Source organism: Niabella aquatica (genome assembly GCF_054779315.1).
In genome coordinates, this window is sequence record NZ_BAAGYM010000028.1 from 147453 (window position 1) to 170961 (window position 23509).

25 protein-coding genes are annotated in these 23509 nt (G+C 40.5%); 16 read left to right on the plus strand and 9 right to left on the minus strand.

Features of this window, described 5'->3' with window-relative positions:
* Nucleotides 1-44 precede the first annotated feature (44 nt).
* The 5 genes from ACYVBM_RS18410 to ACYVBM_RS18430 form a co-directional block, all read right to left on the minus strand.
* Entirely contained in the window at nt 45-1448 is a 1404-nt protein-coding gene (locus tag ACYVBM_RS18410) for an MBL fold metallo-hydrolase RNA specificity domain-containing protein (RefSeq protein ID WP_460687168.1), read from the minus strand.
* Nucleotides 1449-1479: 31 nt separating this feature from the next.
* A complete protein-coding gene (locus ACYVBM_RS18415) occupies nt 1480-2391 on the minus strand; it encodes an alpha/beta hydrolase (protein WP_460687169.1) in 912 nt (303 codons plus the stop codon).
* Nucleotides 2392-2494: 103 nt separating this feature from the next.
* Nucleotides 2495-2950 (minus strand): DUF4268 domain-containing protein, encoded by a 456-nt coding sequence (locus ACYVBM_RS18420; RefSeq protein WP_460687170.1) that lies wholly within the window; start codon nt 2948-2950, stop codon nt 2495-2497.
* Nucleotides 2951-2986: 36 nt separating this feature from the next.
* Entirely contained in the window at nt 2987-3742 is a 756-nt protein-coding gene (locus tag ACYVBM_RS18425; RefSeq protein WP_460687171.1) for a polyprenol monophosphomannose synthase, read from the minus strand.
* Between the two features lie 71 nt (nt 3743-3813).
* A complete protein-coding gene (locus tag ACYVBM_RS18430) occupies nt 3814-4590 on the minus strand; it encodes an exonuclease domain-containing protein (RefSeq protein ID WP_460687172.1) in 777 nt (258 codons plus the stop codon).
* 271 nt (nt 4591-4861) lie between these two features.
* On the opposite strand from ACYVBM_RS18430, the gene hisG reads away from it, so the two are divergent.
* The 10 genes from hisG (at nt 4862) to hisIE (ending at nt 13774) form a co-directional block, all read left to right on the plus strand.
* Entirely contained in the window at nt 4862-5812 is a 951-nt protein-coding gene (gene hisG / locus ACYVBM_RS18435; protein ID WP_460687173.1) for an ATP phosphoribosyltransferase, read from the plus strand.
* A gap of 102 nt (nt 5813-5914) precedes the next feature.
* The gene (gene hisD / locus ACYVBM_RS18440; RefSeq protein ID WP_460687174.1) at nt 5915-7189 is read left to right on the plus strand and encodes a histidinol dehydrogenase; all 1275 of its coding nucleotides are present in this window, start codon (nt 5915-5917) and stop codon (nt 7187-7189) included.
* A 69-nt stretch (nt 7190-7258) separates the two neighbouring features.
* Nucleotides 7259-8404, plus strand: coding sequence for a histidinol-phosphate transaminase (gene hisC / locus ACYVBM_RS18445; protein WP_460687175.1), 1146 nt, complete (start codon nt 7259-7261; stop codon nt 8402-8404).
* A 49-nt stretch (nt 8405-8453) separates the two neighbouring features.
* Nucleotides 8454-9593 (plus strand): bifunctional histidinol-phosphatase/imidazoleglycerol-phosphate dehydratase HisB, encoded by a 1140-nt coding sequence (gene hisB / locus ACYVBM_RS18450; RefSeq protein ID WP_460687176.1) that lies wholly within the window; start codon nt 8454-8456, stop codon nt 9591-9593.
* Nucleotides 9594-9647: 54 nt separating this feature from the next.
* The gene (hisH, locus tag ACYVBM_RS18455; protein WP_460687177.1) at nt 9648-10298 is read left to right on the plus strand and encodes an imidazole glycerol phosphate synthase subunit HisH; all 651 of its coding nucleotides are present in this window, start codon (nt 9648-9650) and stop codon (nt 10296-10298) included.
* Between the two features lie 9 nt (nt 10299-10307).
* A complete protein-coding gene (locus ACYVBM_RS18460; protein WP_460687178.1) occupies nt 10308-11141 on the plus strand; it encodes a KilA-N domain-containing protein in 834 nt (277 codons plus the stop codon).
* 3 nt (nt 11142-11144) lie between these two features.
* Complete coding sequence (gene hisA / locus ACYVBM_RS18465; protein ID WP_460687179.1) at nt 11145-11864, plus strand: 1-(5-phosphoribosyl)-5-[(5-phosphoribosylamino)methylideneamino]imidazole-4-carboxamide isomerase; 720 nt, start codon at nt 11145-11147, stop codon at nt 11862-11864.
* 32 nt (nt 11865-11896) lie between these two features.
* A complete protein-coding gene (locus tag ACYVBM_RS18470) occupies nt 11897-12298 on the plus strand; it encodes a four helix bundle protein (protein ID WP_460687180.1) in 402 nt (133 codons plus the stop codon).
* Between the two features lie 52 nt (nt 12299-12350).
* Nucleotides 12351-13106 (plus strand): imidazole glycerol phosphate synthase subunit HisF, encoded by a 756-nt coding sequence (gene hisF / locus ACYVBM_RS18475; protein ID WP_460687181.1) that lies wholly within the window; start codon nt 12351-12353, stop codon nt 13104-13106.
* A gap of 74 nt (nt 13107-13180) precedes the next feature.
* Nucleotides 13181-13774 carry a bifunctional phosphoribosyl-AMP cyclohydrolase/phosphoribosyl-ATP diphosphatase HisIE gene (gene hisIE / locus ACYVBM_RS18480; protein WP_460687182.1) on the plus strand — a complete coding sequence of 198 codons (594 nt, stop codon included), beginning with the start codon at nt 13181-13183 and terminating at the stop codon, nt 13772-13774.
* A 73-nt stretch (nt 13775-13847) separates the two neighbouring features.
* On the opposite strand, the gene ACYVBM_RS18485 is transcribed toward hisIE, so the two are convergent.
* Nucleotides 13848-15059, minus strand: coding sequence for an MFS transporter (locus ACYVBM_RS18485; protein ID WP_460687183.1), 1212 nt, complete (start codon nt 15057-15059; stop codon nt 13848-13850).
* A 140-nt stretch (nt 15060-15199) separates the two neighbouring features.
* Here ACYVBM_RS18485 and ACYVBM_RS18490 point away from each other — a divergent pair, with 140 nt between their 5' ends.
* Nucleotides 15200-16162 carry a helix-turn-helix domain-containing protein gene (locus ACYVBM_RS18490; RefSeq protein WP_460687184.1) on the plus strand — a complete coding sequence of 321 codons (963 nt, stop codon included), beginning with the start codon at nt 15200-15202 and terminating at the stop codon, nt 16160-16162.
* Nucleotides 16163-16267: 105 nt separating this feature from the next.
* On the opposite strand, the gene ACYVBM_RS18495 is transcribed toward ACYVBM_RS18490, so the two are convergent.
* The gene (locus ACYVBM_RS18495) at nt 16268-17893 is read right to left on the minus strand and encodes an ABC-F family ATP-binding cassette domain-containing protein (RefSeq protein ID WP_460687185.1); all 1626 of its coding nucleotides are present in this window, start codon (nt 17891-17893) and stop codon (nt 16268-16270) included.
* A 133-nt stretch (nt 17894-18026) separates the two neighbouring features.
* On the opposite strand from ACYVBM_RS18495, the gene ACYVBM_RS18500 reads away from it, so the two are divergent.
* Complete coding sequence (locus tag ACYVBM_RS18500; protein ID WP_460687186.1) at nt 18027-18569, plus strand: hypothetical protein; 543 nt, start codon at nt 18027-18029, stop codon at nt 18567-18569.
* Nucleotides 18570-18682: 113 nt separating this feature from the next.
* Here the strand turns inward: ACYVBM_RS18500 and groL are convergent, their stop codons facing one another.
* Together groL and ACYVBM_RS18510 are read right to left on the minus strand one after the other, a co-directional pair.
* Entirely contained in the window at nt 18683-20323 is a 1641-nt protein-coding gene (groL, locus tag ACYVBM_RS18505; RefSeq protein WP_460687187.1) for a chaperonin GroEL, read from the minus strand.
* Between the two features lie 114 nt (nt 20324-20437).
* Nucleotides 20438-20719 (minus strand): co-chaperone GroES, encoded by a 282-nt coding sequence (locus ACYVBM_RS18510; RefSeq protein WP_460687188.1) that lies wholly within the window; start codon nt 20717-20719, stop codon nt 20438-20440.
* A 303-nt stretch (nt 20720-21022) separates the two neighbouring features.
* On the opposite strand from ACYVBM_RS18510, the gene nusB reads away from it, so the two are divergent.
* From nusB to coaE, 4 genes are all read left to right on the plus strand, one after another.
* Nucleotides 21023-21955 carry a transcription antitermination factor NusB gene (gene nusB / locus ACYVBM_RS18515; RefSeq protein WP_460687189.1) on the plus strand — a complete coding sequence of 311 codons (933 nt, stop codon included), beginning with the start codon at nt 21023-21025 and terminating at the stop codon, nt 21953-21955.
* Between the two features lie 76 nt (nt 21956-22031).
* Nucleotides 22032-22484 (plus strand): DUF1573 domain-containing protein, encoded by a 453-nt coding sequence (locus tag ACYVBM_RS18520; protein ID WP_460687190.1) that lies wholly within the window; start codon nt 22032-22034, stop codon nt 22482-22484.
* Between the two features lie 23 nt (nt 22485-22507).
* Nucleotides 22508-22834, plus strand: a complete 327-nt coding sequence (gene yajC / locus ACYVBM_RS18525; RefSeq protein ID WP_460687191.1) for a preprotein translocase subunit YajC — start codon at nt 22508-22510, stop codon at nt 22832-22834.
* A gap of 64 nt (nt 22835-22898) precedes the next feature.
* Complete coding sequence (gene coaE, locus ACYVBM_RS18530) at nt 22899-23489, plus strand: dephospho-CoA kinase (RefSeq protein ID WP_460687192.1); 591 nt, start codon at nt 22899-22901, stop codon at nt 23487-23489.
* The last annotated feature ends 20 nt before the right edge of the window (nt 23490-23509 follow it).

Here is a 23509-nt window from a genome sequence, read left to right on the forward strand (position 1 = left end):
AGGCAGACCCTTTTCAGTCTGTCTCTATCCAACTCAAACAATGTTTACTCCAACCCAATCTCAAAATGTCTTTCAGGAATGAGGATGTCCAGGAACCCCTTTTTGAACAGGCGATTTTTAAAGGCCAGCTGCACATCAGGCTCGCCATGCACTAAAAAAAGCTGTTTAATATCCCGGGGATTTTGACAGGCCAGCCACTGGCTCATATCTTCATAGTCTCCATGAGCGCTCATGCTTCTCACCTGCCCGATCTCTGCATTTACCTGGTGCTCAACTCCAAATATACCCACTTCGTTCATTCCAGACAAAAGCCTTGCACCTAAAGAGTTGGGCTCACAATAACCTGTCATTACAATCGCGTTTTTTGAATTCTCTACATTATTACTGATATGATGCTTCACCCTGCCGGCATCTGCCATACCACTGGCGGAAATAATTACCATTGGTCCGTTTCGGTAATTCAACGCTTTTGAATCCTGTACATCTTTTATGTAAGTTAAACCTGGAAACATAAAAGGATCTTCATCATTTTTCATTACATTTTGTATCCTTTTATTAAAATACTGCGGGTAGCGCTTTACCATATCAGTAGCTTCAATGCTTAAAGGACTATCCACAAAATAAGGAATTTTCGGCAGCCTGTTTTCCAGATCCAGCTGGTTCAAAAAATAGAGTATTTCCTGTGTACGTCCTACACTAAAGGCGGGGAGGATCAGCTTTCCTTTTCGCTCTACACATACACGTTGTATCCAGTCCAGCAGTTGCTCCAACGTTCCGGTAATATTATCATGCAGGCTGTTTCCGTAAGTAGATTCCATGATGATATAATCAGCCTGGGGAAATACTTCCGGAGAACGTAAAATAATATCCCGGTAGCGCCCCAGATCCCCGCTAAATGTCAGCCGGGTTTCTTTACCTTCTTCTTTAATTTTCAGATGCACACATTGGCTGCCAATAATATGTCCCGCATCTGTAAACATGCATTGAACCCCTTCGATCACCTCAAACCATTCGCCATACTCTTTTGGCATGAACAATGCCATGCTTTTTTTCGCATCCCCTATCGTGTACAATGGTTTGAGCAAATCAGGCAATGCGGTAGAACGTTTTTTCTCCATAAACCGCGCATCACTTTCCTGTATTTCTGCACTATCCATTAATAGTATGGCGGTAAGGTCTTTGGTAGCAGGAGTACAGAAAATATTGCCGCTAAATCCTTCGGCCACTAATTTGGGAATAAGGCCGGAATGATCGATATGCGCGTGAGACAATATCATGGCATCTACTTCATTGCTTACGAATCCAAAATCACGGTTCAGTAATTCAGTTTCATTGCCCATGCCCTGAAACATGCCGCAATCCAGTAAAAGCTTTTTGCCATTTTTCAGCGTTATCAAATGCTTGGAGCCTGTAACAGTTTGAGCAGCGCCATGAAAAGCAATTTTCATAAACTTGTTTTTTTTATATATAAAATATATTTTAAGGGGTACCTGGCAAAAACTTCTGCAATTGCATCCATTTTTTCAAATCATCCATCCAGTTCCCGGCTTCCATTTTATTGTGCATACCAAACCCATGCCCCCCCTTATTATAAATCTTAATTTCCGTTGGAATTTTCTGAACTTTTAAGGCATCGTAATAGGCCATCGTATTACCTACCGGCACCGCTTTATCATCTTTTGCATGAACTAAAAATGCAGGAGGTGTTCTTTTATCTATATTCAATTCATTGGAATACTTTTTTATCTGATAGGCTGAAGGATTCTTACCTATTAAATTATTACGGCTGCCCATATGTGTAAGGCTATCTGTAAAACTAATAACAGGGTACACGAGTACAGAAAAATCAGGCCTGAAAGAAATGCGCTTATGATTTTCGATTAACGGCTCTTGATACCTTGTTGACAGGGACGCCGCCAGGTGCCCGCCTGCTGAGAACCCCATAATACCAATCTTCTTTGAATGAATACCCCATTGTTTTGCATGTTCTCTTACAAGCTGGATAGCTCTTTCTGCATCCTGCAGCGGACCTATTGCCCGATTCATCATTATCTGATCGTTGGGTAGCCGGTATTTTAAAACAAAAGCAGTTATTCCCCACTCGTTCAATGCCTTTGCCACGTCCAGGCCTTCATGTGTAACAGCAAGAATACCATAGCCGCCGCCCGGGCAAATTATTACAGCAGTGCCATTAGGATGTACAGGTTTGAACATGATCATTTCCGGTACCGAAACCTGGCTTACACGGGTAACACCATCGGTTCCTGTTTCACTTTTTTCTTCGCTGGTGAAGGGCTTACTGTTGGGAACAACATTATAAAGTGGTATTGTATCTTGTGCCTGTATCATACCTGTAAGTAAAAGAAATACTATGATTATTGTTTTCTTCATTAGTATGGTTTTATTGATTTAAAAAACCGGTTACATTTCATATCCGGAATATGTCATAAATCACCAATCTGTAATCGAACTTAATAAAACTATTTGGTAAATGCTACATTTCAAATTGAAATTTAACATCGTTCCAGAATGCATCCAGCTTTATCATTCTCTCTTTCAAAAATGAAATAATGGATGGCCAGTTTTCTTTATTAAAAACACTTACTTTTTCCAAAACAGTAAATATCCTTGAAGCCCTGGTGCCATCATCATCATAAAATACCGGTTGCCATTCCCAGTCTTCGCCTGTTCTGGTGTTAAAGTGATTTTTTAATGATCCGAGCTGCTCATATACTAAAAGCCGCTCCTTTTCAGCAGGATGCTTAAGTTCTATAGCAATCGCAGCAGCTTTGTTATCCGCATCCATCCTGAAATAAATATGGCGGATACCTGTTTTATAATTGACCCAGTTAATTATATTACCCTCCGCATTTTTCACGGGTTTCATATACATACCCAACGTAGTCCAGAATTCTCTTTTAATATTAGACGCTTCTGCTTTGGTATACATACAGTAAATGCTAAGTGTAAATATGGAAAGAGAAAGCTATCCGGTTGCCGTTTTTGTGCGGACCTTTCTCCTGTAGCTTTTAAACAGGCTTTGCCAGCGCAGGTTTAAAACGCCCAGGATACCTTCCTGTACAATGCCTTTATTCATCTTCGATTTTCCTTCTGTTCTATCCCTGAAAATAATAGGTACTTCCTTTATCTTGAAACCAAGCTTCCAGGCAGCAAATTTCATTTCTATCTGGAAAGCATAACCCACGAACGTGATGCTATCAAAATTAATAGCTTCCAAAACTTCTGCTTTGTAACAAATAAACCCAGCGGTTGGATCTTTAACCGGTAGCCAGGTGATAAGCCTGGTATATAAGGAGCCCCCTTTTGATAATAAGATCCTGTTTGCCGGCCAGTTGATAAAGCCACCCCCTTTTACATAACGGCTGCCAACAGCAACATCAGCGCCATCGTTTTTACAGGCATTATATAAGCGGATCAGGTCATTGGGATCATGCGAAAAATCAGCATCCATTTCAAAAACAAATTCATAACCCCGTTCCAGCGCCCATTTGAAACCGTGAATATAAGCGGTGCCTAGGCCAAGCTTGCCTTTTCTCTCTTCCAGGTATAGCCGGTGAGGATAAGTTAATTGTAAGTTTCGCACAATATCTGCGGTACCATCGGGCGATCCGTCATCTACGATCAATACGTGAAAGTTTCCCTCCAGTTCAAATACTGCGTCAAGAATGTTTTTAACATTCTCTTTTTCATTATACGTGGGTATGATTACTAATTTATCCAAGACCTAAACCCTTACAGGAAATTTTAATTACTAAAAAATAGGCTCATTCCAGTTTTTTACCCTCCATACGGTCAGGCGGGCTTTAAACCTTTTAGTTTTGTCCGGGTGAAAATCTCCGTCAGCTTTTGTTTGGTTTGCTGTGGAAAATCTCCCCGCATCATCCAGTCATAATATTGCGGTTCTTTGGTAAGCACTTCGGAAACGGACTGCCCCTTATATTTACCAAAATTAAATACTTCTATTCCATCGGCCATCACAAACCGGCGTGCAAAATCTACCACTGGCTCTTCTCCTAAAAATTTATTAATGGATTCAATGGTGTTACCTATATCAGGATAACGGCTTATTTGAGCCTGCAACACTTCATAAGTAGCAACAGCATCAGCTTCCGCAGAATGGGCTGACTCTAAAATTTTATTACAATAAAACTTGTACGCTGCAGAAAGTGTTCTTTGCTCCATTTTGTGAAAAATATTCTGCACATCGAGCAGCCTTCTCCCCTTCATATCAAAATCAATACCGGCGCGTAAAAACTCCTCAACCAGTAATGGAATATCAAACCTGTTTGAATTATAACCGGCAAGATCACAATCATTCAGCACCTGCTTTAGCTCCTGAGCGGCCTGGGCAAAGGTGGGTGCATCCTTTACCATTTCATCTGTAATGCCATGGATATCGATTGATGACTTAGAGATGGGCATTTGAGGGTTGATGAGCTTTCTTTTTATATTTTTTGTTCCGTCAGGCAACAATTTCACAATTGCAATTTCCACAATCCTGTCTGTACCTAAGTTAGTACCTGTTGTTTCCAGATCAATAAAAGCTATCGGCTTGGTAATTTGTAGCATAATTAATTTTAAAGATGGCTAAGATAAAGAATTAAGGGATGGCTAAGGCTAAAACAGGGACAAGATTTTTCAATTTTAAGTTTGTTTTTAATAAAAAACTATATATTTGCCACGCAATGGCAATAAATAACATACATACTCATCATCATTTCGCATACTTAAAACAGTAAGCCGGGTGGTGCTACGTATCAACTTATATAAAGGCTTACAGTTTGTAAGCCTTTTTTATTAGCCCGCTCTCAGGGGAAAATTAAAAAAAACAAACAGTAAAATGAAAACAAAAGCAACCAGCAAATTAAAATCTTCGGGGAGCCTGTCCGGTAAAAAACGGGCAGGTTTCCCTGCCGGGCAGGAAGAGGCTAAATCAGAGAAGCTTCGTATAGCGGTTCAAAAATCCGGCAGATTAAATGAAGGCTCTATGAAGCTGCTGAAAGAATGCGGTATTGATGTACCGGCAGGAAACAATCAACTTAAAATAAGCGTTGAAAATTTTCATGCAGAAATACTTTTCCTGCGTGATGATGACATCCCAGAATATGTACAGGACGGCGTGGCTGATATTGGTTTTGTAGGAGAAAATGTTGTGCTTGAAAAAAATAAAGACACACAGATCGTAGAGCGCCTGGGTTATGGAAAATGCCGTTTATCCATTGCGTTACCCAAAGGCAAAAAACCCAAAAACATACAGGCCTTAAACGGAATTAAACTGGCCACGAGCTATCCTGTTATACTGAAAAGCTGGTTAAAACAAAATAAACTGAAGGCTGAGATACACGAAATCAGCGGGTCGGTAGAAATTGCACCCCGCATTGGCCTGGCTGATGCCATTTGCGACCTGGTAAGCAGCGGCAGCACCCTTTTTAGCAATGAATTGTATGAATATGAAACCATCCTCAAATCAGAGGCCGTTTTAATATCCGGTAAAAATCTATCCAAAAAGAGACAGCTGCTTTTAGAACAGTTGCTGTTCCGCATCCGCTCTGTTAAAAAAGCCAAATACACGAAATATGTTTTATTAAACGCACCGAATAGCAGCATTGAAAAAATATGCAAATACCTGCCGGGCATTAACAGCCCGACTATTGTTCCGCTGGCAAAAGAAGGCTGGTCTTCTATACATTCTGTAATAAGTGAGAACGATTTCTGGAATGTAATTGAACAATTGAAATCGGCAGGCGCTGAAGGTATTTTAATACTACCGATTGAGAAAATAATTGAATAAGAATCAGGCATGCCGGAAGTCAGAAAGGGCAGCCTCTTCAAATATTTTCAGCGCGCCTTCGAACTTACGGATATCCCAGCTTACAGACTAAAAACACAAACATTGAAACTTTACAAATATCCTTCTGTAAAAGCATGGCCTGCAATAGCACAGCGGCCGGTGCAAAACAGCAGCTCTATTTTTCCGGCAGTAAATGAAATTATTTATGAAGTGGCTAATAACGGGGATGCTGCTTTAAAAAACTATGCGCAAAAGTTTGACGGTGTTGAGTTAAAAAATTTACAGGTAACCAAAAAAGAAATCGAAGCAGCCATTAAAAGCATTTCCCCTGCTTTAAAAAAGGCTATACAACACGCTAAAAATAATATCCAGAAATTTCACAGCAGCCAAAAACAGGATATAGTAAAAACAGAAACCACAACAGGCATTACCTGCTGGCGGGAAGCAAGAGCGATAGAAAAGGTTGGACTCTATATTCCCGGTGGCTCGGCCCCGCTTTTTTCTACCGTGTTAATGTTAGGTGTTCCGGCTATGATTGCAGGCTGCAAAGAAATTATACTATGTACTCCGCCTGATAAAAAAGGTAAAATAAACAGCGCTATATTATATGCGGCTTCTTTATGCGGAATCGAAAAAATATTTAAAACCGGAGGAGCACAGGCTATAACAGCGATGGCTTACGGAACTAAAACCATTCCTGCCGTTTTTAAAATATTTGGGCCTGGTAACCAGTATGTAACAGCAGCGAAGCAGATCCTTCAAAGTAAGGTGGCTATAGATATGCCTGCAGGACCATCAGAAGTATTGGTCATTGCAGATGAAACCGCTGTCCCTGCTTTTGTTGCTGCCGATCTACTGGCCCAGGCCGAACATGGTGCAGACTCGCAGGTGATACTGGCATGCACATCGCCAGACATCGCTAAAAAAGTAGAAGCCGAGGTGCGGGTACAGATACCACAGCTGCCCAGGAAAGAAATAGCTGCGCAAGCCCTGCAGCATGCAAGGCTGGTCATTCTGAAAGACCTGGATAACGCGATTGCCTTTTCCAATCTGTATGCACCGGAGCACCTTATACTAGCCTGCAAAACAAACAGTACCTTACTCAAAAAAATAAGCACTGCCGGCTCCGTATTTATTGGTAATTATTCACCCGAAAGCGTGGGAGATTATGCCAGCGGCACTAATCATACCTTGCCAACCAACGGTTATGCAACAGCCTACAGTGGTGTATCGTTAGACAGCTTTTATAAAAAGATCACTTTTCAGCAACTAACCAAATACGGACTTTTAAATATTGCGAAAACAGTTACCACCATGGCCGAAGCCGAAGGTTTGCAGGCACATAGTGAAGCAGTAAAGATACGTTTGAACGGCTAAAATCCGAAAGCTTAAAGTATAGCAGCAGTAAGGGAAGAAAATTAATTTTGTAAACTTTATTATTAAAAAATGGCTGAAGAAAATAGAAACGATGCAAGCAATGCTGCCGGCACTGCCCAAAAAGAGCAGAAGCCGGGAGGTGAGGCCTTTAGTTTGGATTACCTGGTAAGAGAAAATATTAAAACACTGGCTCCGTACACTACTGCAAGACATGAGTTTACAGGAGCAGCAAGTGTGATGCTGGATGCTAATGAAAACTCCATAGGTTCTCCTGTTACACTGGATATGGAAGATCTTCAAGAATCGCTGAACCGGTACCCAGATCCTTTGCAGATGAAGCTCAAAGAGCGTATCAGCGAAATCAAAGGCATCCCTGTTGAAAATATTTTCGCAGGAAATGGCAGCGATGAGGCTATTGATGTGCTGATGCGTATTTTTTGCGAGCCGGGAGTGGACAACATTATTACACTGCCTCCTACCTATGGTATGTACAGCGTTTGCGCAGCTATCAACAATATCAAAGTAAAAGAGGTACCTCTTGCAAGCGGCTACCAGATGGATATACAGGCCATTGCTGACGCGGTGGACGACTATACCAAGCTCATATTTATCTGCTCTCCCAATAATCCTACCGGCAACAGCATTAACAGGCAGGACATTGAAATCATCCTTAATAATTTTGACGGCATTGTAGTAATTGACGAGGCTTATATTAATTATGCACGACAGAAAACTTTTTCGCAGGAAGTATCAGAATATCCGAATCTCGTGGTAATGCAAACGCTTTCCAAAGCCTGGGGACTGGCTGCATTACGCCTGGGACTTGCATTTGCAGGAAAAGAGATCATCAGCCTAATGAACCATGTAAAGTACCCATATAACATTAACGAAGCCACACAGCAACTGGCTTTGCGCGGATTAAAAAATATTATGCAGGTAAATGAATGGACTAAAAAAACAGTGGCACAGCGAGATTGGTTGGAAAAAGAACTTACCCGGCTGTCGTTAACTGAAAAAGTTTTTCCTTCGGATGCTAATTTTTTACTGGTAAAAATGACAGACGCTCCTAATGTTTTCACATATTTGCAAACTTGTGGCATTATTGTGAGAAACCGCAGCACAACCAGGGGATGCGAAGGTTGCTTGCGTATTACTGTGGGAACAGAAGAGGAAAATAAAAAATTGATTGAAGCATTAAAAAATTATAATAATTAAAAATCCTGCCGGTCTTTCTCCAAGGGATGGAGCCGGGAGCTGAGGTTTTATGAAAAAAATTTTATTTATAGACAGAGATGGTACACTGATCAACGAAGCGCCTCCCACTTATCAGTTAGACTCGATCGAAAAGATCACTTTCTACCCGGGTATGTTTACATGGATGGGAAAGATTGCAAAGGAGATGAATTTCGAACTGGTAATGGTTACCAACCAGGACGGACTTGGCACCGATAGTTTTCCTGAAAGTACTTTCTGGCCTTATCACGAGCTGGTAATGCGCAACCTGGAAAGCGAGGGCATCTACTTCAGCAATGTGTTGATAGATAAAACTTATCCCGAAGAAAATGCGCCTACCCGTAAGCCGGCTACCGGGCTGTTAGTTGATTATCTTGATAATCCAGAATACGACATCTCCGGTTCTTTTGTAATTGGTGACAGGATAACGGATATGCAACTAGCTAAGAACCTGGGCTGTAAAGGCATCTGGCTGAATCTTGATGAAAGCCTCGGAGCCGGCGAAATCTCCGATACATTGAAAGAGCTGGAAAGCACGATAGTAGTAAAAACGAAGAGCTGGGAAGACATCTATGCATTCCTTCAATTAAAAGAAAGAGTAGTAAAACATACCCGCAATACCAACGAAACAAAAATTGATATTGAAATAAATCTTGATGGAACCGGGATTTGTGAGATTGAAACAGGTTTAGGCTTCTTCGACCACATGCTGCACCAGTTAGGCAGACATAGCGGTATTAATTTAAGAATCGTTACAAAAGGCGATTTGCATATAGATGAGCACCATACCATAGAAGATACCGCCATTGCTTTAGGCGAAGCCTTTCAGCTGGCTTTAGGTAATAAGGCCGGAATTGAAAGATATGGATTTTTACTTCCGATGGATGATGTGCTGGCGCAGGTAGCTATTGATTTTGGAGGTCGTCCATGGCTGGTATGGGATGCCACATTCAAAAGAGAAAAGATCGGGGAAATGCCAACAGAAATGTTCTACCACTTCTTCAAATCTTTCAGCGACGCAGCTAAATGCAACTTAAACATTAAGGCCGAAGGCGAGAACGAGCATCACAAAATTGAAGCTATTTTTAAAGGTCTTGCAAAAGCCATTAAAATGGCGGTGAAAAGAACACCGGGCAATGAGCAACTGCCAAGCACAAAAGGGCTGCTTTAGCTAACATGTTGAAAAGTTAATTAGGAATTTATTGGATTTAATGATTTTTTTCGCATGAATAAAACTTCTTCTAAAGACACTGTAGCTACGCGTTCCCCTCTTCTTCAGAGGGGAAGCACGGGTGAAGTTGTAATTGTAAAATACAATGCAGGTAACATACAATCGGTACTTTTTGCATTAGAGCGGATAGGTGTTAATGCTATTGTTACAGATGATAGGGAACAAATATTATCTGCCGACAGGATCATCTTTCCCGGAGTAGGAGAAGCCAGCACTGCAATGGAATATTTAAAGCAGCGAAATCTTGACAAAATAATCAGTGCGGCGAAGCAGCCACTGCTGGGCATTTGCCTTGGAATGCAGCTTTTATGCCAACACAGTGAAGAAAATAATACAGACTGCCTGGGTATATTTGATGTAAATGTAAAACGCTTTGTAAGTAATCATTTAAAGATCCCGCAAATTGGCTGGAACAATATTCACACTAAAAACAGCCCACTTTTTAATGGTGTGAAAACCGGCAGCTATTGTTATTTTGTTCATAGTTACCACGCAGAAATAAATGACAATACCATTGCTACCACAAATTATAGTATCGGATTTAGCAGTGCCTTAAGTAAAAACAATTTTTATGGGGTACAGTTCCATCCTGAAAAAAGTGCTGATGCAGGAGAACAGATCTTGAAAAATTTCTTATCATTATAAATAACAACCATGAAAAAACCACCTGCCAAAGAAACAATTAATGCCAAAGGTTTTGAAATTACCATTTATACAGAAGATTTCAAGAACGAGTATATATCGTTGACCGATATTGCAAAATATAAAAGCGATGAACCTTTTATCGTAATTAATAACTGGATGCGCGGAAAAGACACCATTGCTTTTTTAGGCCTTTGGGAGCAATTACATGATTCTGATTTTAAACCTATCGAATTCGATAGGTTTAAAAAAGAAGCAGGATATAATGCCTTTACTCTATCTCCACAAAAATGGATTGAAAATACCGGTGCAATTGGCGTAGTTTCCAAATCCGGAAGGTATGGAGGCACTTTTGCACATAGTGACATAGCATTTGAATTTGCATCATGGGTATCAGCTGAATTCAAGCTCTATATCATAAAAGATTATAAACGTCTTAAAAATGAAGAAAGCAGCCGTCTCTCACTTAACTGGAATTTAAACAGAACGTTATCTAAAATAAATTACCGGATACATACTGATGCAATTAAAGAGAACATTATTCCTCCCAGCCTAAGCAAAGAGCAGGTGGCCGTTATCTATGCAAGCGAAGCAGATGTGCTAAATATGGCATTATTTGGTATGACTGCCAAACAATGGAGAGATAAAAATGCTGGAGCAAAAGGGAACATAAGGGATCAGGCTACCATTGAACAATTATTGGTGCTTGCCAACCTGGAAAGCCTGAATGCTGAATTTATTAAAATGGTCTTACCACAAAAAGAACGGCTGCAGAAGCTCAACCAAACGGCTATTAGCCAGTTAAGTTCGCTGCTTAAAAATAATACAATAAAACTTTTGAAATAAAAAATGCAGATCATTCCCGCAATAGATATCATTGATGGCAAATGTGTACGTCTGAGCAAAGGCGATTACAGCCAAAAAACAATATACAATGAGCACCCGCTTGAAGTAGCCAAGCGCTTTGAAGATGCTGGCTTACAACGTTTGCACCTTGTTGACCTGGACGGGGCCAAATCCGGTGCTGTAAAGAACTGGAAAGTACTGGAACAGGTGGCCGGAAAAACAAGTCTTACAATTGACTTCAGTGGCGGCATCAGCTCTGACGAAAGCTTGGCGATTACCTTTAATTCCGGTGCGGCCTACGCTGCTATCGGAAGCATTGCTGTAAAAAAAGAAGCCTTACTGGCTCAATGGTTTATAGCTTATGGTGTGGATAAGTTCATTTTAGGCGCAGATGTGCTGGACGAAAAAATACAGGTCAAAGGCTGGACAGAGGCTACAGATATTACTATTATTGATTTTATTAAGAATTACGCGGGCAAAGGAGTTCAACAATTTTTCTGCACTGATATCAGTAAGGACGGGCTCTTACAGGGAAGCTCCAATGATCTTTATAGAAAGATATTAAACGAGGTGGAGGGTATTAACCTGATAGCTAGTGGCGGCGTAAGCAAAATGAAAGATCTGGAAGATTTAAAAGCTATTGGATGCAGCGGTGCAATAGTAGGGAAAGCTATTTATGAAGGAAAAATAGATATTGCTGATTTGGCAGCGTATAATTCATAGTTTTTTAGTTTTTGGTTTAAAAGTCTATAGTTATGGCAACAATAGAAAAATTTGAAGATCTTGATATATGGAAAAAGGCCAGAGAGCTTTCATTAAAGATATTTGAAATTATCAGTAGAGGGTTATTTGTCAATGATTATAGGTTTAAATCACAAATACAAGCTGCTGGTGGTTCAGTAATGGATAATATTGCAGAAGGGTTTGAGCGTTCTTCAAGACTTGAATTTATTAATTTTCTTGGTTACGCAAAAGGATCCTGCGGAGAAGTAAAATCACAATTGTACAGAGCGTTTGATCAAAAATATATTAAGGAAAAAGATTGTAAGGAACTTGTAAATCTATATACAGGGCTATCAGCAGGCATTGCCGGTTTGATTAGTTACCTCAACAAAAGCAATATAAAAGGCGGAAAATTTAAAGACCGGCAAAAATAATCAGGAATTTAAAAACTACACATCAGAAACTTACAAACTATAAACTTTATTCATGCTCACAAAACGTATTATACCCTGTCTTGATATTAAAGATGGACGTACTGTTAAAGGTACCAACTTTGTTGAGTTGCGTGATGCAGGTGATCCGGTGGAATTGGCTATCCGCTATAGTAAAGAAGGCGCCGATGAGCTGGTCTTTCTTGATATTACTGCTACGGTAGACAAGCGGAAAACCCTTTCAGAACTGGTAAGAAAGATTGCAACTCATATTAATATTCCATTTACTGTTGGGGGAGGTATTAATACAGTTGAAGATGTATCGGTGCTCCTTGAAAATGGCGCTGATAAGATCTCAGTAAACACATCAGCAGTAAGACGGCCTGAACTGGTAAGTGAACTGGCTAAAAATTTCGGAAGCCAGTGCGTGGTAGTAGCTGTGGATATTAAATTATTTGATGGCGTATGGAAGGTGGTAACGCATGGAGGGCGGACGCCTACCCCGCTTATTGCTGCTGAATGGGTAAAACAATGCAGGGATCTGGGTGCCGGTGAGATACTGTTAACATCCATGGAAAATGACGGTACCAAGGCCGGGTTCGCCATTGATATTACTGCCGAAATCAGCCAATCTGTAAATATCCCGGTTATTGCATCGGGTGGAGCAGGAACCATGAAACATTTTGAAGAAGTGTTTACTAAAGGCTGTGCTGATGCAGCTCTGGCTGCCAGCATCTTCCATTTTAAAGAAATAGAAATAAAGGATTTGAAGAATTATCTGAAAAAAGAAGGCATCGCAATGCGTATATAGGCGTATGAGTTAATTCAAAAATCAGTTTTCATTCAAAATTTTACATTTAATATTCTACATTTAATATTTAGTATATGTCTCCCGATTTTTCAAAATACAATGATGGCCTCATGCCGGTAATTATACAGGACGTAGGCACACTTGAAGTTTTAATGCTGGGCTTTATGAACGAAGCAGCTTTTGCAAAAACAAAAGAAGAAGGCAAAGTAACTTTTTACAGCCGCAGTAAGCAACGTCTCTGGACAAAAGGAGAAACATCCGGTAATTTCTTAATGGTAAGAGAAATTTTACAGGACTGCGACCAGGATACACTTCTTATTAAAGCTGAACCACAGGGCCCCACCTGCCACACGGGAGATATCAGCTGTTTCGGGAAGGCCAATGATTCATTTTCTTTGCAGCAACTGGAAAGAGTGATTATAGATCGAAAGAATAACCCCTCAGAAAAGTCTTACACTGCCTCATTATTTGCCAAAGGCATTAATAAAATTGCCCAGAAAGTGGGCGAAGAAGCGGTTGAGATCGTTATCGAAAGCAAAGACAATAATGATGAGCTCTTTCTAGGCGAAGCCGCCGATCTCATGTTCCATTACCTGGTGCTTTTACAGGCCAAAGGCTTTTCACTGGCAGATGTAGTAAAAGTTTTAGAAGGCCGCCATAAGAAATAATATAGCCGCCCTCTTATACTTCCGGTAGGAACTGGCTTTTTTCGTCTGATTCATTGAATATTTCGTTCACAAATTAGAACAGGCGGGGCTTTGTTTTTGGTGTATACACCGCATACATTATAACTGCCACCAGTGCAATAAATGCTGCTGTTGCATATAATATGCCCGGACTATACACATAAATAGCAGCAACAGCAACAGGAACGAGAACACGGTATATAGACTGGAGCGACTGGTTAACTCCCTGCAATTTCCCTTGCTGACTGTCATCCACGGATTTAGATAAAGTTCCGTTAAAGGAGGGATCGAACAGTCCTTCCCCTATAGTGATGAAAATAACAGCAATAATTATCAGGTACACTGAATGAAAATAGGCACTTAAAAAAAGTATGCCAAGACCCGATGACAAGCCGGTAAGACCTGCAATTCCAACAGACCGTTCGCTGAATTTTTTAAGTAACAGGGGTAGCAACAGGGCGCGGGAAACAATATCACATACACCTACCCATGCAAGAATACTTCCTATTAATGCAGGCCCCCAATGAAAAATATCTTTAAGAAATAAGGTGGCATTCGTTTGATAAATACCGAGGCTGATGGCAAAAAAAGCACCCAGGAACAGCAACCGTTTTACATCTTTCAATGAAAAGATATCTTTGAAGCTTGATGCTATATTTATTTTTTTGAATGATAGTTGCTTCAACCGGCTTTTAACTGCAAGCGATTCGGGTAAAAAGAACAGGGTACATAATACGGATAAAAAAATCAGCAAAGCTGTAACAAAAAATGGCAGCGATATAGATATACTGCCAAGCCATCCTCCCAAAGCAGGCCCTCCCATAAAGCCAATGCCGCTGGCTGCGCCAACATAACCAAACCATTTGGTTCGTTCTTCAGGTTGGGTAGTGTCTGAAATATAAGCAAACAATGTACTGATATTACCCGCAGTCAGTCCGTCAATAATTCTTCCCAGGAACAAAATCCACAGAGAACCCCCTATTCCAAAAAGGATATATCCTACCACTGAGCCAAGCAGGCTGGCAACTAATATCTTCTTACGGCCGTACCGGTCGCTTAATGCACCCAAAAAAGGTGCTGCAAAAAATGTGCAGACTGCAAATACAGACATCAGGGCACTTATGCCTACAACCACCTGTGATTCGGGAAGATATTTCCCCACGAGAAATGGTAATAAAGGCAAAACAATAGTCATCCCGATTGAATTCAATAATACGATAGCTATTACAACCCATAAGCCATTTTTTCTATTTCTTTCTTCGCTCATATTTTTCATGATCATTTGAAGCACTAATAATGAAGACGGTAGTTCATGAGAACTACTTTAAATTTACGCGCAAAAATATAAGTACTTTTACGTGTAAAATAGTTACATATATACATAAAATAGTCGTAAAGGATCTTTTTATGGCAATTAGTAAAAAGCAAACAGTGCCTCATATCTTATTAAAGCTTGCCCGCTTGCTGGGGACGAGGATAACCAACAGAAGATTAGATATTCCTCCAAAATTTGGCAAGGGTTATTGCAAGGGATTTATTTTTAATCCCCATATACGAATGCTGATCAGCAACTACGAGCTCAACGAGGATGTTGTAATTGAGAATCCGGAAATGAAGAGTCCGGGAAGAATGATATTTTTTAAATTTCAAAATGTTATTCCTCTGCCCGAAAATCTGCCAGGAGAAAATCAGTTAACAGCCATTCCTTCGGTTTTAATTGCAACCAGCCGTATAAATACAGATGAGATTATTTCAATCCATACAAATGCGGCAACTATTAATGTGGAAGTAGATGCGAATTATTTAAACGAAATAGTAGGCTTAACAGAAAACTCACGGGTTTTGCAAAGCCTGTTAAACAATGCACAGCCTTTATTATTCGAACAAATAGTATATCCCTCCTTACAGAAAATTGTGGATGAAATTATGACAGAACGGGTTGATGAAACTTTTGAGCTGTTTTTCCTGAGGATAAAAGCAGAGGAACTGATTTGCAGGTTACTAATGGAATTAGAACAGCGGGATGAAAAACATCTGTATGCTTTAAATAATAAGGATATTCACTCTATTTACAAAGTGAAAGAGCAGATGCTTGCACATTTAGATACTCCGCCGGTTATTAAAGAAATGGCAGATCGTTCACACATGAGCCCATCCAAATTGAAGCGGCTATTTAAACAGATTTTTGGTAACAGTATTTTCAGTTATCACCAGGAATTCAGGATGAAAGAAGCTGCCCGTTTATTAAAAGAGGAAAAGCTATCGGTTTCAGAAACAGGCTACCAATTAGGCTTTACCAACCTGAGCCATTTTTCAAGAGTATTCGAGCAGCATAACGGCATTAAACCCAAAAAATTTTCGGCACTGTAAAGAAGAATAAAAGCCATTCATTCGGTCAAACAAGGTTTAACCGGTTGATATAAAGCATAAAGGTCTTCAAAATCAGAGGTGTTGCCCTGTTTACTGCTACTTGTGCTACATATACATTTCTGTCCTCAACGCTTTTACCCTTTCATCTTCCAGGTATTCATCAAAAGTTGTTAAGCGATCGATAATTCCTTTAGGAGTAAGCTCAATTACCCTGTTGGCCACGGTTTGCATAAAAGTATGGTCGTGGCTGGTGAGCAATACTACGCCATTATATACAGTACACTGCTCGTTAAAGCTTTGAATGCTTTCCAGATCAAGGTGGTTGGTAGGCTGGTCCAAGATAATGCAGTTAGGACTTTGCAGCATCATTTTACTAACCATACAGCGTACTTTTTCTCCACCGCTCAGCACTGTGGTCTTCTTCATTACATCTTCCCCGCTAAAAAGCATTTTACCTAAAAAACCACGGAGAAACGGTTCATCCACATCTGTTACATGCGATGGTACATATTGGCGCAACCAATCCATCAGATTAAGGTCGTCCTGGAAGAACTCGCTGTTCTCAACCGGCAAATAGGCTTTTGTAATAGTAGTGCCCCATTCAAAGCTTCCTGAATCAGCTGTTTCTGTTTCATTAATAATGTTGAAAAAGGCCGTTACCGCAAGCGGGTCGCGGCTGATGAATGCGATCTTATCTCCTTTATTCACACTAAAGCTGACATCGCTGAACAAAGTACGGCCTTCTACCCCAACCTTTAGCTTTTCTACATTTAAGATCTGGTTACCTACTTCGCGTAGTGGCTGAAAGATAATACCCGGATATTTGCGGTAGCTGGGTTCAATTTCTTCAATCACCAGCTTTTCCAGGGCTTTTTTACGGCTGGTAGCCTGCTTGCTTTTTGAGGCATTGGCACTGAATCGTGCAATAAAATCTAACAGGTCTTTACGTTTTTCCTCCATCTTTTTATTCTTATCCGATACCTGGCGCGCCATTAACTGCGAGCTTTCGTACCAGAAAGAATAGTTGCCTGTAAATATTTTGATTTTAGACCGGTCCACATCCGCTACATGCGTACAAATGGCATCAAGAAAGTGACGGTCGTGGCTCACCACCAAAACAATGTTCTCATAATCAGCGAGGAAATTTTCAAGCCACCCGATGGTTTCAATATCCAGGCCATTGGTAGGCTCGTCTAGCAACAGTATATCGGGGTTACCAAACAGGGCCTGCGCCAAAAGCACCCGCACCTTCATGTTAGACGGGATGTCTTTCATCAGCATCTGGTGCATCTCATCCTTTATACCCAGGCCGCTTAAGAAATTGGCCGCATTGCTTTCGCTTTCATAGCCTCCCATTTCTCCGTACTCAGCCTCTAACTCTCCGGCTTTCATGTAATCTTCCTCTGTTGCATCAGGGTTCGCATAAATCGCATCCCGCTGGTGTACCACATCCCACATTTTTTTGTGCCCCATTAAAACCGTATTCAAAACCGTTTGCTCGTCAAATTCAAACTGGTTCTGCTTCAGCACGGCCATGCGCTCTCCGGGTGTAATATTTACAGTTCCCTTATTGGGTTCTATTTCGCCGCTTAATATTTTTAAAAAGGTAGACTTTCCTGCCCCGTTCGCGCCAATCACTCCATAACAATTCCCTTTAGTAAAATTTACATTTACTTCTTCAAATAAAACGCGCTTTCCGTAGGCGAGTTTGAGGTCTTTTACACTTATCATTACTGCTTTACTTTTTTTGAGTGGGCAAAGGTAACCTAAAGTTGGAAGTATGAAAAGTTTAAAAGGTGAAAAGTTAATCGTGGCTTACCTTTAATGCCAGAATCTGTGAATTGTATAGTTATACTTAACAAATATGAAAAAAATTTACTTACTATCAGCTTCAATCCTGCTCATAGTCTGCTTATCCTGCGGAAGCAAGAAAGACGCTTTTGATACATCGAGGTGGTATTTTAAAATAAAGGTTGATAATGAATGGCGTGAATTTAAAGATGATATTGGCGCTTACTTAGCTACAGAGTGGGACGGTAATATCCGGCCACATCTTGCTTTTGGTGGTGGCACCAACCCAACCGGAGAGTATATGCTTTTTAATTATGAGCTGACTATTACTAAATATGGATCAGACAGTCTTCCTATTTCTCCGAAAATGGAATATAATTTCAGATATTTTGAATATAAGATAAGCGACAAAAGAGTCATTTACACGCCTCAAAGCGGATTGGATGATGGAGCGGGAACATTTAACCTGACTGAATTTAAAGTAATAGATACCACTGCAAAATTTGCAGGATATTTCAGAGGCAACATGTCATATATAAACGATGCGGGCAAGAAAGTTACTATTACAGAGGGCCAGTTTAACCTTCCCAGAAACGATCAGAAAGTAAACAACTGATCAGACAAGATCACAGTGTTCTTTATAAAAAATCCCGCCTCAAAAGAAGCGGGATTTTTACTTTACAGACAATCAAACTACTGTCAATTGTCCTCTCCAAACTATCTATTTCATTAATAACCCATACCACCCATATCAGGACCGCCTGGCATTGCAGGAGCCGCAGATTTAGGTTCTGGTTTATCAGCTATTACACACTCGGTAGTTAATAACATACCAGCAATAGAAGCTGCATTTTCCAAAGCAACACGGCTAACCTTAGTAGGATCGATCACACCCGCTTTGAACAGGTTTTCGTAAGTTTCGGTCCTTGCATTAAAGCCAAAATCTCCGGTTCCTTCTTTAATTTTCTGAACCACGATAGAACCATCAATACCTGCATTATCAGTTAACGTACGGATGGGAGCTTCCAAAGCACGTTTTACAATAGCCATACCGGTTTGTTCATCTTCTATCTGGCCTTTTACTTTTACATCCAGAGCGCTAACGGCACGGATATAAGCCACTCCACCACCAGGAACGATGCCTTCTTCAACTGCAGCACGGGTAGCGTGTAAAGCATCATCTACGCGATCTTTTTTCTCCTTCATTTCCACCTCGGTAGCAGCTCCTACATAAAGTACTGCCACACCTCCGCTTAATTTAGCTAAACGCTCCTGCAATTTTTCTTTATCGTAATCAGATGTAGTGGTTTCGATCTGCGCTTTGATCTGGTTTACGCGGCCTATGATATCATTCTTTTTGCCCTTGCCCCCTACAACAATCGTATTGTCTTTATCAATAGTGATAGAAGCGGCCTGACCTAAAGCAGCAATATCAGCACCTTCCAGTTTGTGTCCCATATCTTCACTGATCACGGTACCGCCTGTTAAAATAGCGATGTCCTGCAACATTTCTTTCCTTCTGTCGCCAAAGCCTGGAGCTTTTACTGCAGCCACTTTTAAAGTACCACGTAATTTATTGACAACCAATGTAGCCAAAGCTTCGCCTTCTAAATCCTCGGCAATAATCACTAAAGGACGTCCGCTTTGAGCGACTTTTTCAAGGATAGAAAGAATATCCTTCATAGCGCTGATCTTTTTATCATAGATCAGGATGTATGGATTTTGCAATTCTGCTTCCATTTTCTCGCTGTTGGTAACGAAATACGGAGAAATATAACCACGGTCGAACTGCATACCCTCTACAACATCTACAGTGGTATCGGTACCTTTTGCTTCTTCTACAGTAATTACACCTTCCTTGCCTACTTTAGCAAAGGCCTGTGCAATTAAATCTCCAATTTGATCATCATTATTAGCAGAAATAGCAGCCACCTGCCTGATCTTTTTACCATCGCTGCCTACAGTCTGGCTTTGTGCTTTCAGGTTTTCAACCACTAAAGAAACCGCTTTATCAATACCGCGTTTCAGGTCCATGGGGTTGGCTCCGGCAGCTACCATTTTCAGGCCTTCGCTGATAATAGACTGGGCTAATACAGTGGCAGTAGTAGTGCCATCACCTGCAATATCAGCAGTTTTAGAAGCTACTTCTTTTACCATTTGAGCACCCATATTCTCAATAGCATCTTCCAGCTCAATTTCTTTTGCTACGGTAACACCATCTTTTGTAATACCGGGTGCGCCAAATTTTTTCTCAAGCACAACGTTACGGCCTTTAGGACCTAAAGTAACCTTTACGGCGTTTGCTAAAGCATCCACGCCTTTTTTCATTTTATTTCTTGCTTCGATATTGAAGTGTAATTGTTTTGCCATTTTTATTTAATTTGATAATGTGCTTCTCAGCCGATCAGCCAATTCAGCACTGTTAATAAACTTATTTGTTTAAAATATCATGATTTTACATTAGCTCATTAGCTAATTAACGAGCTATACAATAGCCAATATATCACTTTCACGCATAATTAAAAGGTCTTCTCCACCGATTTGGATTTCAGTACCGGCATATTTACCATATAATACAATATCACCGGTTTTAACAGTTACGGGTTCGTCTTTTTTGCCCGGGCCTGCAGCTACTACAGTACCGCGTTGTGGTTTTTCTTTAGCTGTGTCAGGAATAATAATCCCGCCGGCTGTTTTTTCTTCAGCGGCTGCTGGTTTTACGATCACCCTGTCATGTAAAGGGGTTACTGTTACTTTTTTAGCCATGTTTTTATCTTTTTAAAAATTGTTGATTTATTTAAGTGATTACCAGGTAAACACTTTTTAGGTCGGCAAATGTAGCCTAAATAACATGCCACGTTGAAGAAACATGAAATTTTTTCAGTTTATGGTATTATCGCTAATTTAAAACAGGTTAACACGATTGACAGATTGACAAGTTGACGGTTGACAGCGGGCTGCTGACAGACGAGGCGTTTGAATCATACTAAAGCCAATCAGTCCTTTAAACTTTTCAACCTTTCAACTATTAACCCTATCTTCGCCGCTTCAAAAATAGCTCTTGATTCAATGATTAACAGAAGAAACATAAGGGTAAAAGTGATGCAGACCCTTTATTCATATACCGCTAGTCTGGATACTGACAAACCGCTTGATCCGCAAAAAACCCTTAAACAACATTTCAACCAAACCCGCTCTTTACTGGTATATACTATATATTTTCTAACAGAAGTGGCCAGATATGCTGAAAAAGACGCTTACCGGAAATCGCATAAATATATTCCTACCGAGAAAGACCTGAATGTAAATACAAAGCTTGCAGGAAGCAGCCTGCTCTGGCAGATACTGGATCTTAATGAATTTAAAATGGCCCTGAATAATGAAAAACCGGGGAGGTTCATAGATGAGGAGCTCGTTAAGAAAATCTATACCCAAATGGTGGCTTCCCGGGAATACCACCATTACACAGGTATCAACCAGCAAAACCTGCAGGAAGACAGGAAAATATTTGAATATATTTTTGGTGAGCTGATGCTGGAGAACGAGGAGTTCGTATCGCATATTGAAGAAATTTTCAGCAACTGGGGAGATGATGGAGATATGATCGTGCAAAGCCTGTCCGCTTTTCTCAGGAAGCCGCAGGCAGGTCCTCTTAAAGAGATCATTACGCCCGATAAAGAAAAGTTTGCAACAGATCTTTTAAGAACCGTAACAGATAAGGAAGAATACTTGCTTGATTTTATTAAACCCAAGCTTAAAAACTGGGATCCCGAACGTATTGCTTTGTTAGATATGGTGCTGATGAAAATGGGTGTTGCCGAATTTTTATATTTCGACACCATTCCTCCCAAAGTGACTATTAACGAATATATAGACCTGGCGAAGGAATACAGCACTGCCCAAAGCGGTCACTTTGTAAATGGTATTCTGGATAATATTCACAAAGAGCTGGTGGAGGAAGGACGGCTGAAGAAAAAAGATTTTCGTAAAGCCGGATCCTGATAATATTTTTACAGGTTTGAATATTCATCTTACTTTCGCACAGCAATTCCATTATAATATATTAATCATAACTACGATGAAACGTTTAATATTTTTAATTTCTGCGGCTACCACTATAATAGCCTGCAATAGTAACGGGAACAGTAAAAACGCCGAAACCCCGTTAAGCGATTCCCTGAAACAGGTGGCTTTAAAAGATTCATCCAATTTTACCACCATAAGCTGGGCCGACTCTACTTTTAAAGACCTGGGAGATGTAAAGGAAGGACAAACGGTTGAAATACCGTTTGTTGTTCAGAATACAGGAGATAAACCGCTGATTATTTCTAGCGTGCAGCCGGGATGTGGATGTACTGTTGCTGAAAAGCCGGAGCAACCTGTACTTCCGGGGAAAGAGGAGAAGATCGTAGCTAAATTTAACAGCACAGGCCAAAGCGAAGGCGCCCATACAAAAACAGTTACCGTTACAGCAAATACCAAACCTTTTACACAACATACTTTAAGCTTTCGCGTTAACGTAACTAAATAACTTTTAAAGAATAATAATTAATAATGACAAATTACATTTTACAAGCACAGGGCGGAGGCGCCGGTTCCTTTCAGTTGATCTTTTTGGTAGGTATGATATTGGTTTTCTGGCTGTTTTTTATTCGCCCGCAGGCTAAAAAGGCGAAAGACCAGAAAAAGTTCATCGAAAACCTGCAAAAAGGAGATAAAATAGTAACTATTGCCGGTATACACGGAAAAATTCAGCAAGTGAATGAAGATGGTACTTTAAGCATTGAAGTAAGCCCCGGCAACTATATTAAAATTGAGAAATCGGCTATCAGCATGGAGTGGACAAACCAGCTCAATAAAGCTACAGCTGTTTCAAAATAGAACAGATGGTAGTTCACACAGATGACCGTTCGCTGGTAAATGAACCATAAACAACTCGTATTCAATGTTAAAAATTGGCCTTACAGGCGGTATTGGCAGTGGTAAAACAACCATTGCCAAAATTTTTTCAACACTTGGCATACCTGTTTACGATGCAGATAGTGCTGCCAAATTGCTCATGCACACCCATGACGAGATCAGGCAACAACTAACAGCTACTTTTGGAAAAGACACCTTTAAAAATAACCAGCTGAACCGGGCTTACCTGGCGGGTGTTGTTTTTGGCAACGAAGAAAAACTAAGAAAACTTAACGCCATTACGCACCCTGTTACTATACAGGATTCTATTAACTGGTTTAACCGCCAAACCGCTCCTTATGCTATAAAAGAAGCGGCGCTGATCTTTGAAAGCGGAAGTAATGAGCACCTGGATTATACGATAGGGGTTTGGGCACCCAGGCAATTGAGAGCAGAACGTATTTTGCTTCGTGGTGAGCTCACCGAACCACAGATATATGAACGCATGGCCCGGCAAATGAACGAAGAGCAGAAAATGCAGCTATGCGATTTTGTAATAAAAAATGACGGCACATCGTCCGTGCTGCAACAGGTATTCCGCCTGCATCAGCAAATCAAAAAATTAGCCGGCAGCTGATTTATTAAAAGATCATATCT

Coding starts and splice junctions, on each gene's coding strand:
- ACYVBM_RS18410 (WP_460687168.1), bottom strand. CDS start 1,448: ATGAAAATTGCTTTTCATGGCGCTGCTCAAACTGTTACAGGCTCCAAG.
- ACYVBM_RS18415 (WP_460687169.1), bottom strand. CDS start 2,391: ATGAAGAAAACAATAATCATAGTATTTCTTTTACTTACAGGTATGATA.
- ACYVBM_RS18420 (WP_460687170.1), bottom strand. CDS start 2,950: ATGTATACCAAAGCAGAAGCGTCTAATATTAAAAGAGAATTCTGGACT.
- ACYVBM_RS18430 (WP_460687172.1), bottom strand. CDS start 4,590: ATGCTACAAATTACCAAGCCGATAGCTTTTATTGATCTGGAAACAACA.
- hisG (WP_460687173.1), top strand. CDS start 4,862: ATGAAAACAAAAGCAACCAGCAAATTAAAATCTTCGGGGAGCCTGTCC.
- hisC (WP_460687175.1), top strand. CDS start 7,259: ATGGCTGAAGAAAATAGAAACGATGCAAGCAATGCTGCCGGCACTGCC.
- hisB (WP_460687176.1), top strand. CDS start 8,454: ATGAAAAAAATTTTATTTATAGACAGAGATGGTACACTGATCAACGAA.
- hisH (WP_460687177.1), top strand. CDS start 9,648: ATGAATAAAACTTCTTCTAAAGACACTGTAGCTACGCGTTCCCCTCTT.
- ACYVBM_RS18460 (WP_460687178.1), top strand. CDS start 10,308: ATGAAAAAACCACCTGCCAAAGAAACAATTAATGCCAAAGGTTTTGAA.
- hisA (WP_460687179.1), top strand. CDS start 11,145: ATGCAGATCATTCCCGCAATAGATATCATTGATGGCAAATGTGTACGT.
- ACYVBM_RS18470 (WP_460687180.1), top strand. CDS start 11,897: ATGGCAACAATAGAAAAATTTGAAGATCTTGATATATGGAAAAAGGCC.
- hisF (WP_460687181.1), top strand. CDS start 12,351: ATGCTCACAAAACGTATTATACCCTGTCTTGATATTAAAGATGGACGT.
- hisIE (WP_460687182.1), top strand. CDS start 13,181: ATGTCTCCCGATTTTTCAAAATACAATGATGGCCTCATGCCGGTAATT.
- ACYVBM_RS18485 (WP_460687183.1), bottom strand. CDS start 15,059: ATGAGCGAAGAAAGAAATAGAAAAAATGGCTTATGGGTTGTAATAGCT.
- ACYVBM_RS18490 (WP_460687184.1), top strand. CDS start 15,200: ATGGCAATTAGTAAAAAGCAAACAGTGCCTCATATCTTATTAAAGCTT.
- ACYVBM_RS18495 (WP_460687185.1), bottom strand. CDS start 17,893: ATGATAAGTGTAAAAGACCTCAAACTCGCCTACGGAAAGCGCGTTTTA.
- ACYVBM_RS18500 (WP_460687186.1), top strand. CDS start 18,027: ATGAAAAAAATTTACTTACTATCAGCTTCAATCCTGCTCATAGTCTGC.
- groL (WP_460687187.1), bottom strand. CDS start 20,323: ATGGCAAAACAATTACACTTCAATATCGAAGCAAGAAATAAAATGAAA.
- ACYVBM_RS18510 (WP_460687188.1), bottom strand. CDS start 20,719: ATGGCTAAAAAAGTAACAGTAACCCCTTTACATGACAGGGTGATCGTA.
- nusB (WP_460687189.1), top strand. CDS start 21,023: ATGATTAACAGAAGAAACATAAGGGTAAAAGTGATGCAGACCCTTTAT.
- ACYVBM_RS18520 (WP_460687190.1), top strand. CDS start 22,032: ATGAAACGTTTAATATTTTTAATTTCTGCGGCTACCACTATAATAGCC.
- yajC (WP_460687191.1), top strand. CDS start 22,508: ATGACAAATTACATTTTACAAGCACAGGGCGGAGGCGCCGGTTCCTTT.
- coaE (WP_460687192.1), top strand. CDS start 22,899: ATGTTAAAAATTGGCCTTACAGGCGGTATTGGCAGTGGTAAAACAACC.